Raw genomic sequence first — 11,857 nt, forward strand, 5'->3', positions numbered from 1 at the left:
CCAGGAAGGCTCCGGGAGTACCCAGCCCATGACCGATCAGTTCACCGTGAAGGCCACCTACGGCCAGGTCTTCGCGGTCGCGCAGTTCCGTGCCGTCTTCGCCGGCCGGCTGCTCGGCGTCATGTCCGACACCCTGCGGGCCGTGGCACTCGCGGTGCTGGTGTACGACCGGACCGGCTCGCCGCTGCTCACCGCGGTGACGATGACCATCAACTTCCTGCCGCAGGCCGCCGGCGGCCTGTTCCTCGCCGCGATGGCGGACCGGTTCACCCCGCGCACCCTCATCAGCACCGGCTACGCCCTCCAGTGCGCGGTCGGGCTGCTGCTCGCGATGGGGCACCTCCCGGTCGCCGCCAGCCTGGTCCTAGTCGCTGGCGTGGCCTGCCTGACCCCGGTCACCACCGGGGCCACGGCCAGGGTCCTTGCGGAAGCCCTCACCGGCGACACCTACGTCCTCGGGCGCTCGCTGTCCTACATCGTCGCCGTCTCCGCGCAGATGGTGGGCATGGCCGCCGGCGGGACGCTGGTGGTCTGGCTGGGCGTGGAGCGCACGATGCTGGTCACCGCCGGGGCGCACCTGGTCGCCGCGGCGATCAGCCGGCTGTTCCTGTCGCCCGCCCGGGCGCCCCGCGCGAGCGCGCCGGCGACGGGCGGCGGGTCGATCATGCGCCGGACCCTGCGGGGCAACGCGGCGCTGGTCGCCAGCCCCGGCGTGCTCAAGCTGATCATGGTGCAGTGCCTGCCCGCCGCCTACCTGGCCGCGGCGGGCAGTCTGCTCATCCCGTACAGCGCGCACCGCGGGTTCAGCCCCCAGCAGACCGGCGTCCTGCTGGCCGCCACCTCGGTCGGCATGCTGATCGGCGACATCGTCATCGGCCGGGCGTTCGCGCCCGCCACCCGGGAACGGCTGGTCCTGCCGCTGCTGCTGGTGATGGGCACCCCCTCGCTCACGCTCGCCCTGGACCTGCCCTATCCGGCGGTCGCCGCCGCCTACGTCGTCACCGGCACCGGCTCCGCTTACCTGCTCGGCCTGCAGCGGCGCTTCCTGGAAGCCGTTCCCGCTGAACTCCAGGGTCAGGGCTTCGCGTTGCTGAATACCACCACCATGAGCATCCAGGGCGTCGGCCCCCTGGTGTTCGGCGTGGTCGCCGAGTTCGTGCCGGTCGGCGTCGCGATCGCGCTGACCGGAGTGGGCAGCGTGGCCACCACCCTGCTGCTGCGCGAAGCGGCCCGACCGAGGGTGATTTCGGCCGAGGCCGCCTGAGCACCCGCGACGCGGCGAAGGGAGAACAGCAGTCCGCCGACCCCTACGAATGGATTTGACTATGGAGGCTCGGTCGATTGTTCCACGTCGCTACCTCAACGTGCTGGTGGACCTGTCGGCCGTCGCGCACAACACGCGCGTCGTCCGACAGGCCGTCAGCCGGCCCGCCACCGCTGTGATGGCCGTCGTCAAGGCCGATGCCTACGGGCACGGCGCGATCGATGTCGCCCGCGCGGCGCTCGACGCCGGGGCGACCTGGCTCGGCGTGTGCACCACGGCCGAAGCACTCGAACTGCGCCGGGCTGGCCTCGACGCCCCGATCCTCGCCTGGCTGCACAACTCGGTGGAGAGCATATGCCTGGCCACGGCGGCCGGCGTGGACGTCTCGGTGCAGTCCGCCCGCACCCTGGCCTTCGCGGTCGACGCCGGACGAAGCGCCGGAAGCCCGGCCAGGGTCCACCTGGAGGTCGACACCGGGCTCGCCCGCGGCGGGGCGGCGCTCCAGCACTCGGCGGCCCTGCTGGACGCCGCCAAGGCCGCCCAGAGCCAAGGCCTGATCGAGGTGGTCTCGGTGTGGTCGCACCTCTCGCACGGCGAAGTCCCGGGCCACCACACGCTGGATGAACAGGCGAGGCTACTCGACGACGCCTGGCGGCGGGCCGTCGACACCGGCCTCGACGTCCGACGCCACCTCGCCGGATCCCTGTCGGCGCTCACCAGGCCCGACCTCCACCTCGACATGATCCGAACCGGCTCGGCCCTCTACGGCCTGCTGCCGTACACGGAGCGCCACAGTTTCGACCTCCGGCCCGCCATGCGGGTCACCAGCCACGTCGCGCTGACCAAGTGGGTCGAAGCCGGTCAAGGCGTCTCCTACGAACACGACTGGGTCGCGCCGAGCGCGCTCAACCTGGCCCTGATCCCGGTCGGCTACGCCGACGGAATCCCGCGCTCCCTCAGCGGACGCCTCGCGGTCTCCATCCGCGGCCGGCGCTACCCCGTCGTCGGACGCATCTGCATGGACCAGATGATCGTCAACTGCGGTGACGAGAAAGTGGAGGAGGGGGAGGAGGTGGTCCTCATCGGCAGCGAGTCGGACGGCGACCCCACCATCCACGAATGGGCGCTCGCCATGAACACCACCCCGTGCGAGGTCGCCACCTACTTCGATCGCCCGCACGTCAACCGGCAGACCGTGCCGGCGGTCGGCACCCGTCCCTGGGCGGGCTGAACCCGTCTACGAGGTGCTGCGGCCGTAATCCCCCCGAGACGCGCCTCCATCGACCTCGCGCATGACGCTACAAGCGCGAAACGAACGATACGTTGCTTACTGCCCTCTCAGTGGAGCGGCAAGGCGATCCAACCCCTGTCGTCGACCGGGTGGCTGTGAACGACTTCTCCGGCCCCGGCGAACGGGCGTTTTGGCCCCACTTGGCGATCTACCGAGGGCCGCGTCGACCGGAACTTCTGGCCCCACCGCAAGGCCTTTTGAGCAGCCTGCCGGGTGGGGCCACTTCTCCGGGACATCGACTTCCGGATCAAGGGGCTGGGCCCGCCGGAGTCGTTCCGCTGGGGCCAGAGGATCCGTTCCTGGCCAACCGGGACGGTCCATGCCATCTTCCGCATCGGGAACGACCTCTCTGCACGTTTCCCACTGCGTCTGGCCGAGGCTTCCGAGACGCTGGCGGTTCTGGAACAGGAAGCCCAGGCGAGCGCGGAGCTGGCACAGGTGTCTCGGTTCCCCGCCCCGGAACCGGTCGCCTTGGGAAAGCCTGGAGCGGGTCACCCCATGCCGTGGTCGGTCCAGACATGGCTGCCGGGAACTGGGCGAGGGAGCAGCCATGGTCATCGAGGGAGCTTCGAGGTGCGTTCGGGGTGGGCCGCGGTGATGTACCGCATGGCGGTGTGAGAGGAGATGCCGAACAGGCGCATCAGGTGAAGCGGGTCGTCGACCTCGAAGGCCTCGTCGCGGATGCGGTCTTGCCGTAGCGTCGGCATCGTGAGTCCGGTGGGCCGGAAGATGGCGGTGAACGTGGTACCGATGGGCGAGCGAGTGGTGTCTACCGCGGTCCATCGGTTGATCAGCAGATGCGGGTTGGTCGTCACCGGCCAGCGGCGGTGACGTTCACGAAGCCACGCGGAGGCGCAGCGGTAGGTGAGTTCGTCGAGGTAGATGGTGTGCCGTTTGCCGGGACGCCGGACGATGAGCCGCTCACGGGACAGGTCGAGGTCGGTGAGCAGCAGGTGGCGAATGTCGGTGCCGCTGAGCGCATGGACGCAGACCAGCACCATCACGAGGCGCTGGAAGTCGTTCTGCGCATGGCTGAGGACGCCGGCCAGCCGGTCCGAGGGCACGGAGGGCGGGGTCTTGTTGATCCCGGCGAAGACGAGGCCGCGTGTGGGGTCGCGGAAGATCACGCCCTCTTGCCGAAGGGCCCGGAAGACATTCCGCAGGACGATGTGGATCGAGCGGGCCGGCGTCCCCTTGCGGGTGGCGATGGCCCGCTTGACGTCGTCGCGGGTGATCTCACGCAGGCTTTCGATGCCGTCCGCGAGCCACCCCTTGAGGATCGGGTCCAGGACATGCCAGTAGCGGACGATGCTCCGGTAGGTGCGGCCGGTGTGCTCCCACTTGCCCTCGCCGCGCACGGTCAACACGCGCGCGATCGACCTCACAGAGGCCCTCCTGCTGCTGAGCCGCAGCGACCGCGGGAACTTCACCCGCGAGAGCGTCGACATCTCCCTCGTCGCCGAAGAGGCCGCCGAGACTCTGCTCCCCCACGCCGAACGGCGCGGAATCACGCTCGACGTCACCGGCGGACCGGCACGGGCCAACGGCTCCGCGGAGCTCCTGCTGCGGATGGTGACGAACCTCGTCCAGAACGCCCTCGTCCACAACCTCCCCGTCGGCGGCACCGTGACGGTCCACACCGAAGCGCGGGCTGACGCGAGCGTGCTGCGGGTCGAGAACACGGGTGATCCGCTCCCGCCGGATCTGGTGCCGACCCTCACCGAGCCCTTCCAGCGCGGAACGGAACGCGTACGCACCGACGAGCACGCGGGCGTGGGCCTCGGACTTGCCCTCGTGCACAGCATCGTCCGCGCCCACAGCGGCACTCTGGAACTCGTCGCCCGCCCCGCAGGCGGTCTGCTCGTCACGGTACGGCTCCCCGGCATGCCGTAGGCATCGAAGGGTGCAGCGGACACCCGCGGCCGCATCCGCTCGCACGTCGCACCGCCGTGGCTTCGCTACGAGTGCGGGCGGGCTCCACGCAGGAACTGTTCGACCGCCGTCTCCACAAGCCCGTCCAGCAGATCCGCGTGCACGAAACCGCTGTTGATGAGCGAGGCGATGCCCTGGAGGGTCGCGAACAGGACGATCCCGATCCGCTCGGGGTCACCGTCCTCAAGCGCACTCTGCGCCTGCCCTTGACGGATCAGGTCGTTCATCAGCCCGAACGGGGCTTCGGCCGCCTTGGCGATGCGCGTCGCACCCGGCCGGTGCTTACTGGTGTACATCAGTTCCAGGAGCGCGGCGTTCTCGGTGGCGAAGCGGGTGTAGGCCGTCATGATGACCCTTACACGCGAGGGGAAGTCATCGTCCGCGCCCGCCCATGCGGTGCGCAGCGCCGTGTCCAGCCGGCCGAACCCGGCCTCGGCGAGCGCATCCAGGAGTCCTTGGCGGTCCGAGAAGTGCCGGCGCGGCGCCGCGTGGCTGACCCCCACCTCCCTGGCCAGATCGCGCAGCGACAACTGGTCCGCGCCGTGCTCCCGCAGGCCGCGCTCGGCCGCGTCGAGGAGCGCGGCCCGGAGGTTTCCGTGATGGTAGGGCCGCTCTTCGGTCGCGTCGGGCATGGCGTCCAGCCTACCAACGGAGTTTCCATTGACTACTTTGTTTCCAGCGTCTACTTTGTAGATCGTGGCACCATTCACTGTGGCGAGCCTCCCTTCCATGGCGGGTCGCACCGTCGTCATCACCGGCGCGAACAGCGGGATCGGCCGCGCCGCTGCCCGCGCCCTCGCCGGCCGGGACGCGCGCGTCGTGATGGCCGTGCGCAGTCTCGAAAAGGGCCGCCAGGCCGCTGCCACCATGTCCGGACACATCGAGGTCCGGCGGCTCGACCTCGCGGACCTCTCTTCGGTCCGCGCGTTCGCCGCGGGCTTCACCGAGCCCGTCGACGTGCTGATCAACAATGCGGGTGTCATGATCCCGCCGTTGTCCCGCACAGCCGACGGCTTCGAGTTGCAGTTCGGCACCAACCATCTGGGGCACTTCGCGCTCACGAACCTGCTCCTGCCTCAGATCCGGCAGCGGGTCGTCACCGTCGCGTCGAACGCCCACAAGGCGGGCTCGATCGACTTCGGCGACCCCAACTGGGAGCGCAAGCCCTACCGGGCGATGACCGCGTACGCCCAGTCGAAACTCGCCAACCTGCTCTTCACGTCGGAACTCCAGCGGCTTCTCGGCGACGTCGGATCGCCGGTGATCGCGACCGCCGCGCACCCCGGCCTGGCGGCCACGAACCTGCTGAAGCCCGACGGCCGGCGACGTGCACGCCACCTGATGAAAAGGGTCGCCGATCTCGTCGCACAGAGCGACGAGGCCGGAGCCCTGCCGACCCTGTACGCGGCAGTGGCCGACGTTCCCGGCGACAGTTACGCGGGACCGAGCGGCTTCCTGGAGGGGCGCGGGGCGCCGAAGCCGGTCGGCCGCTCGGCGAGGGCGCGGGACGCCGAGGTGGCGCACCGCCTGTGGGAAGTCTCCGAGGAGCTCACGGGAGTCGTCTTCCCCCGGCACTCCCTCCACACCGCCTGAGGCTTCCTTCCCGTCGCGCCAGGCCGACCGCACCGACGACGCGCTGCGGCCGGCAGCTCGCCGCAGAGCAGCGAGGGGAGGCGCTGCCCGGCTCCCGCTCACCCCCTGCGCGTATGTGGATGAAGTGTGAATCTTGGCACGGTCTCACGACAGCGCCAGGGGCCAACGCCCCTTGTTTCCCAGGGCAGTCGCAGCTCGTCGCGAGTCGCTGACCCGTCCGGGCGAGGTGTGGTGGTTGCGTGGCGACACCGGCCTGCGGGACTGTTGACGTCCGGCAACTTTTCCTTCTTCGCTGAGTGAGGTGAGGGTCCACGCGTAGGGGCCCCGTCGTATGACTTCTTCCCCGGCCCGCCCCCGCACCGGTGCTGTCAGCACCGTGAGCGCCGAGACCGCCCCGTACCCGGTGGTGGTCATAGGCGCGGACGGGCACGTCGTGGAACTCAACGGCGCGGCCAGCGCTCTCCTCCCTGCCGCCCGCCCCGGACGGGCGCTGCCGTCACCCTCCTGGCTCGCCACCGCCGGAAGCGCCGATCTCCCCGGCATCGCCTCCGGGGCGGTCGACGGTCGCTTCTTCTCGGCACATCCGTCCGCCCTGGCGGACGGCGGTACGGCGTGGTGGCTGGTGGAGGAGACCGACTATCAGCTGGCCGTGCGGGAACTCGAAGCCGAACGCGGGCGCACGAGGTTCCTCACCGAGGCTTCCACCGCACTGCTGGCATCGTTGAACCTGGATCGCTGCATGGAGGTCACCGCGCGCCTGGCCACCGAGCACCTGGCCGATGCCGCGCTGGTGATCGCCCCCACCGCCGCCAAGAAGCTGCCGGTGATCGTCTGCGACCATCGCGGCGAGGTGTCTCGTGACACGGTCGCCGTCACGCCGGACGCCATGCCGGGCCTGGCCGAGGCCTTGCGGGGGTTCCCGCCCGTGCCGTCCCGTTGGATAGACCCCGCCTCGGCTCCCGGCTGGGTGGTCCCTGAGGGGTTCGGTGAGGTCGGTTCGCTGGTGATCACGCCGCTTCCGGGGCACGGCGTACCGGCGGGCGCGCTGATCCTGCTGCGCCGGGTGCAGCAGGCCGCCTTCACCGACGCGGAGGAGGCGCTGGCCGGGCTGTTCGCCGCCCGGTCCGGCGCGGCGATGTCGGCCGCACGGCTGTACGCGGAGCAGAACACGATCTCCGACATCCTGATGCGTGAACTCCTGCCGCCCACCTTGCAGCAGGTGGAGGGAGTCGACTTCGCGGGCGGCTACCGGCCCAGCAGGGACACCGAACGCGTCGGCGGAGACTTCTACGACGTGCATCCGCCCGGCGACGACTTCCCCGAGACCCTCGCCGTCCTCGGGGACGTGGCCGGCAAGGGACTGGAAGCCGCGGTCCTCACCGGCAAGATCCGCAACACGCTGCACGCCCTGCTGCCCATGGCCGGTGACCACGCCCATATGCTCCGCCTGCTCAACAACGCCATGCGCACCAGCCATCACACCCGCTTCGCGACCCTCGTCGTGGCCTCGGTGCGCCGTGAGGAGGGCGGCGTGGCCCTCCGGCTGACCGCGGCCGGGCATCCCGCGCCGTTGATCGTGCGCCGCGACGGAACCGTCGAGGAGGCCGACACCGGGGGAACGCTGATCGGTGTCGTGCCCGCGATCACCTCCCGCACCGCCCACGTCCGGCTCGCCCCCGGGGAGACCTGCGTGCTGTTCACCGACGGCGTCACCGAAGCCAAGGGTGGTCCGCTGGGCGACACGTTCTTCGGGGAGCGGCGCCTCAAGCGCGCGGCGGCGGAGTGTGCCGGCATGCCGGCCGAGGCCGTCGTCGAGCGGATCCAGATGCTCATCTCCCAGTGGATCGGCGACGGACGGCACGACGACATCGCCGTCATGGCCATCACGGCACCCCGCGGTGCCCACCTCAGTGCGGTGGACGGGACGACCCGGGGCAGGTACACCGCATGAGCACCCACATCACCGGCACGACAGCCGAGGGGCCGGGCCGGCACGGCGTCGGCGCCCGCCCCGTCTCGCCGTACGGCGACCAGCGGGCCGTGCCCTGGGCGGACAAACTGTGGGTCGCCGTACGGGCCGCGGACGAGTACTCGGCCGTCGACGTCGTCGCCGACGCCCTGGCGGCGGGGGTGGATGCCGAAGCCGTACTGCTGGACGTCATCGGCGCCGTCCAGCACAGGGTCGGCATCGAGTGGGCCGCCAACCGTATGAGCGTGGCCGACGAGCACGCCGCCACCGCGATCAACGACCGTGTCATCGCCACGCTCCCCACCCGCAGACCCGCCACACCGCGGGGCCGGATCACGGTCGCCTGCGTCGACCAGGAGTGGCACGCCCTGCCCGCGCGCCTGCTGTCCGAGACGCTGCGGCTGCGCGGCTGGCACGTAGACTACCTCGGGGCGCAGGTCCCGACCGCCCACCTGATCGGCCACATCCACCGCACCGGGCCGGACGCCGTGTGCCTGTCCAGTTCCCTGCCCACCCGCCTGCCGCCGGCTCACCACGCCATCACCGCCGTCCAGGCCACCGCGACACCTGTCATGGCCGGTGGCCTGGCCTTCGGCGCCGACGGCCGTTACGCCCGGCTGCTGGGTGCCGACGCCTGGGCGCCCGAGGCCCGAGCCGCCGCCGACCGGCTCGCCGACGGTCCTCTGCCCCAGCCAGGCATCACGCATCAGGCGGTCGACGACCTGCCGCATCTGGCCGACCAGGAGTACACCTTGGTCGCCCGGTCCTCCACCCGCCTGGTACGTGACACCTTCCAGCGCCTGGAGCAACGCTTCCCCGCCATGAAGGACTACGACGACGAGCAGCACGAGCGCACGGCCGAGGACCTCGCCCACATCGTCGACTTCCTGACGGCGGCCCTGTACGTCGACGCCCCCGAGATCTTCAGCGGCTTCCTGGCATGGACGGCCGGCGTCCTCACCGCCCGGGGAGTGCCCGCTCACTCGCTCCTGCCGGGCCTGGACCTGCTGGAGGAGCAACTGCGCGACTTCCCGCGTGCCCGCAGCATCACCGACGCCGGGCGCGCCGCGCTCGCCGCCTGCCCCTGACCCCGAGACGCTGGACGACCACCGTGACCACCTCCCCGGACGCAGACCCCGTCGCCACCCCGTCGCCCGCCGGCCCCCACACCGTGAGCCTGGCCCTCAGCGGCGACCTGGACTACGACACCAGCGCCGAGCTGCTCCACCAGGTCCGCCTCGCACTGGACGGCAACGAAGACGTCAGGGACCTGCGCCTGGACTGCCGGGAACTCGAAGTGGTCGACTCCATGGGCCTGTCGACACTGCTCCAGCTCCACCGCTCCGCCGGCCAGGACAACATCGGCTTCCACCTGGACGACATCGGCCCGACCCTGCGACGCCTGCTGGAACTCACGGGCACCTACGAGTACCTCACCACCCCCCGGCAAGCCGACCCAGCAGACGGGAACCACCCCACCTGACAGCCGGGTGGCACTTCTGCGGGGCTGTCTCACGTGACGTCGCCGGGGCGCGAGCCGTCGCCGGTCGTCACGACGGCGGAGCCATAGGCACGGGCGAGTACGCCCACGGTGTCGGCCATGGCTCGGCGCAGTTCGGAGGGGGCGACGACCTCGACGTCGACACCGAGCCGCAGCAGTTCGCCGCAGGCGTGCTCGATGCTCTCGGTCGGGATGACCGCCTCGACCCATCCGTCGTCGCCGACGGCGGCCGCGGTGGCGTCGACGGCCCGCACCACCTCGGGCGGGACATTGTCGGGCAGGCGCCGACGTCCGCGCGGCGACAGGCGGATGGTGGCTGTGCCGGTGTGGCGGCGGGCCTGGAAGTCGTCGAGACAGGAGGTCCAGTACGCGCCCAGGTCGAAGTCCGCGGGCCGCTCGAAGCGCTCGTCACACGGGGCCGCGTCGAGGACCTGGGTCACCCGGTAGGTCGCGATCCGGGTCGTACCGGCCGCCACGAGATACCAGACACCGGACTTGAGTACCAGGCCGTACGGCCGAAGGCGGCGATGCACCTCTTGCGGCGCGCGCCACCGGCGGTAACGCACGTCCACCGCACGCCGGGTGAGCACCGCGTCGACGAACAGCGCCAGATGCGGCGTCCGTTCCCGCTCCCGGTACCAGCCCGGGGCGTCCAGGTGGAAGACCGCCGCGGTCCGTGCCGCCTCCTCGCGCAGTCCCGTCGGCAGCGCGGCCAGCAGCTTCAGCCGCGCTGCCGTCACCTCCGCCGCGAGTCCCAACTCGGCGGCGGGGCCGGGCAGTCCGGCGAAGAACAGCGCCCGCGCCTCCCCCTCACTCATCCCGGTCAGGCGGGTTCGGTAGCCGTCCAGCAGCTGATAGCCGCCGCCTCGTCCCGGCTCCGCCCACACCGGGACGCCCGCCTCCTGCAAACGCGTCAGGTCACGGTAGGCGGTCCGCACCGACACCCCCAGTTCGTCGGCGATCACTCGCGCGGACATGCGGCCCCGGGTTTGCAGCAGCAGCAACACCGACAACAGTCGACCGGCAGACATGGACGCATTCTCCCCGGAAACCCTGACAGCACCTGGCACACGGCTCCCCTACCGTCGGTTCGCACCCGGCGAGCGACCGGACGAGCGTGGCATCCGCGCCCGGAGAAGAGAACTGAACAGGAGTCCCACCGTGCCCCCTGCCGGCCACGCCCACCGCCCCGCCGTGATCGAGCTTCGGCAGTACACACTTCGCTCCGGGCGGCGCGACGAGCTCATCGAGCTGTTCGACCGGGAGTTCGTCGAGTCCCAGGAGGAGACCGGGATGGTGGTGCTCGGCCAGTTCCGGGACCTCGACGACCCGGATCGCTTCGTATGGCTGCGCGGGTTCCCGGACATGGCGGTACGGCACCGCGCGCTGACGGCCTTCTACGGCGGCCCCGTCTGGGCCCGGCACGGCCCCCAGGCCAACTCCACCATGGTGGACTCCGACGACGTTCTGCTGCTGCGTCCCCTGGCGGACATGAGTGGCTTCGCCGTCGCCCCGTCCGTGCGGCCCCGAACGGGTCTTCCGGCACCGGCGCGCTTCGTGTCCGTCACCGTGTGGTCCTTCCCTCCCGGACGGCACGACGGCATCGCGCTGATCCGGGACGGCCTCCTCCCCGTGCTCCGTGCGACGGGACCCGCGCCGCTCGCCGCGCTGACCACCGAGACGGCGCCCAACACCTTCGTCAGGCTGCCGGTCCGCACCGGGGAGAACGTCGCAGCGGTTGTCACCTCGTACCCCGATGAGCGTGCCCACCGGCGGCACGTCGTCCGGGTCGAGGCCCATCCCCTCGTACGGAACGAGATACTGCCGGGCATCGAGCGAGAACAGACAGCCGCGCCGCGGACATTGCGGCTGGCACCCACCGGCCGCTCATTGCTCTCCTGACCCGTAGACGGACCGGTCGACGTGTCTTGGGCCGTCAACCCGCCCGGACGAGGAACCGCTGATCCGCGGCGCCGGAGCAGCGTTCCTCGATCGCCTCGGCACCCGCTGTCGTGTCGTTGTCGACAATGCCGATGCACCCGCTGCTGGTGGCCGGATGCAGCCGGAAGGTCCCGGCGACGGGTTCCAGGCGGAACTCCTCCGCCATCCCGAGGTAGGCAGCGAGATCACTGCGGTCGGTGTCGAGCGGATCGTAGATCGAGGCGAGCCTGGGATGCGCGCAGCATTCGTCAGCCATGGTGAAGAACGTAAGCGAAACCGGACTTGGACGGACAGTCGGTTCGCCGGGCCGCCACCGGTCGTTGCCCGGCATAGAGTTGACCCGGCACTGACACGGCATGGGGGGCA

10 protein-coding genes and 3 pseudogenes are annotated in these 11,857 nt (G+C 70.9%); 9 read left to right on the forward strand and 4 right to left on the reverse strand.

Annotation, left to right across the window (positions count from 1 at the left end; translation table 11 throughout):
• The first annotated feature begins 28 nt into the window (after positions 1–28).
• The 3 genes and pseudogenes from ACIHCM_RS16675 to ACIHCM_RS16685 form a co-directional block, all read left to right on the forward strand.
• Positions 29–1,264 (forward strand): MFS transporter, encoded by a 1,236-nt coding sequence (locus ACIHCM_RS16675; RefSeq protein ID WP_399895642.1) that lies wholly within the window; start codon positions 29–31, stop codon positions 1,262–1,264.
• 61 nt (positions 1,265–1,325) lie between these two features.
• The gene (gene alr, locus ACIHCM_RS16680; RefSeq protein ID WP_399895645.1) at positions 1,326–2,495 is read left to right on the forward strand and encodes an alanine racemase; all 1,170 of its coding nucleotides are present in this window, start codon (positions 1,326–1,328) and stop codon (positions 2,493–2,495) included.
• Between the two features lie 366 nt (positions 2,496–2,861).
• Positions 2,862–3,089, forward strand: a pseudogene (locus tag ACIHCM_RS16685) (phosphotransferase); the annotation flags it as partial.
• A gap of 20 nt (positions 3,090–3,109) precedes the next feature.
• Here ACIHCM_RS16685 and ACIHCM_RS16690 read toward each other — a convergent pair.
• Positions 3,110–3,922 carry a hypothetical protein gene (locus tag ACIHCM_RS16690; protein ID WP_399895648.1) on the reverse strand — a complete coding sequence of 271 codons (813 nt, stop codon included), beginning with the start codon at positions 3,920–3,922 and terminating at the stop codon, positions 3,110–3,112.
• On the opposite strand from ACIHCM_RS16690, the pseudogene ACIHCM_RS16695 reads away from it, so the two are divergent.
• A pseudogene (locus ACIHCM_RS16695) lies at positions 3,912–4,448 on the forward strand (sensor histidine kinase); the annotation flags it as partial. The gene ACIHCM_RS16690 and the pseudogene ACIHCM_RS16695 overlap by 11 nt on opposite strands.
• 65 nt (positions 4,449–4,513) lie before the next feature.
• On the opposite strand, the gene ACIHCM_RS16700 reads toward ACIHCM_RS16695, so the two are convergent.
• Positions 4,514–5,119, reverse strand: a complete 606-nt coding sequence (locus tag ACIHCM_RS16700) for a TetR/AcrR family transcriptional regulator (RefSeq protein WP_399895651.1) — start codon at positions 5,117–5,119, stop codon at positions 4,514–4,516.
• 97 nt (positions 5,120–5,216) lie between these two features.
• Here ACIHCM_RS16700 and ACIHCM_RS16705 point away from each other — a divergent pair, with 97 nt between their 5' ends.
• The 4 genes from ACIHCM_RS16705 (at position 5,217) to ACIHCM_RS16720 (ending at position 9,532) form a co-directional block, all read left to right on the forward strand.
• Positions 5,217–6,080 (forward strand): oxidoreductase, encoded by an 864-nt coding sequence (locus ACIHCM_RS16705; protein WP_399895654.1) that lies wholly within the window; start codon positions 5,217–5,219, stop codon positions 6,078–6,080.
• A gap of 331 nt (positions 6,081–6,411) precedes the next feature.
• On the forward strand, positions 6,412–8,031 hold the full coding sequence (locus tag ACIHCM_RS16710; protein ID WP_399895657.1) for a PP2C family protein-serine/threonine phosphatase: 1,620 nt from the start codon (positions 6,412–6,414) through the stop codon (positions 8,029–8,031).
• Positions 8,028–9,137 (forward strand): B12-binding domain-containing protein, encoded by a 1,110-nt coding sequence (locus tag ACIHCM_RS16715; protein WP_399895660.1) that lies wholly within the window; start codon positions 8,028–8,030, stop codon positions 9,135–9,137. The genes ACIHCM_RS16710 and ACIHCM_RS16715 overlap by 4 nt, the downstream gene beginning before the upstream one ends.
• Positions 9,138–9,160: 23 nt before the next feature.
• On the forward strand, positions 9,161–9,532 hold the full coding sequence (locus ACIHCM_RS16720; protein WP_399895664.1) for an STAS domain-containing protein: 372 nt from the start codon (positions 9,161–9,163) through the stop codon (positions 9,530–9,532).
• A gap of 29 nt (positions 9,533–9,561) precedes the next feature.
• On the opposite strand, the gene ACIHCM_RS16725 is transcribed toward ACIHCM_RS16720, so the two are convergent.
• On the reverse strand, positions 9,562–10,581 hold the full coding sequence (locus ACIHCM_RS16725; protein ID WP_399895666.1) for a helix-turn-helix transcriptional regulator: 1,020 nt from the start codon (positions 10,579–10,581) through the stop codon (positions 9,562–9,564).
• 130 nt (positions 10,582–10,711) lie between these two features.
• Between ACIHCM_RS16725 and ACIHCM_RS16730 the strand changes: the two genes are divergently transcribed.
• Complete coding sequence (locus tag ACIHCM_RS16730) at positions 10,712–11,452, forward strand: NIPSNAP family protein (RefSeq protein ID WP_399895669.1); 741 nt, start codon at positions 10,712–10,714, stop codon at positions 11,450–11,452.
• Positions 11,453–11,642: 190 nt separating this feature from the next.
• Here ACIHCM_RS16730 and ACIHCM_RS16735 read toward each other — a convergent pair.
• Positions 11,643–11,747: pseudogene (locus ACIHCM_RS16735) on the reverse strand (SAM-dependent methyltransferase); the annotation flags it as partial.
• Positions 11,748–11,857: the final 110 nt, after the last annotated feature.

This window comes from Streptomyces sp. NPDC052023 (genome assembly GCF_044548465.1).
GTDB lineage: Bacteria > Actinomycetota > Actinomycetes > Streptomycetales > Streptomycetaceae > Streptomyces.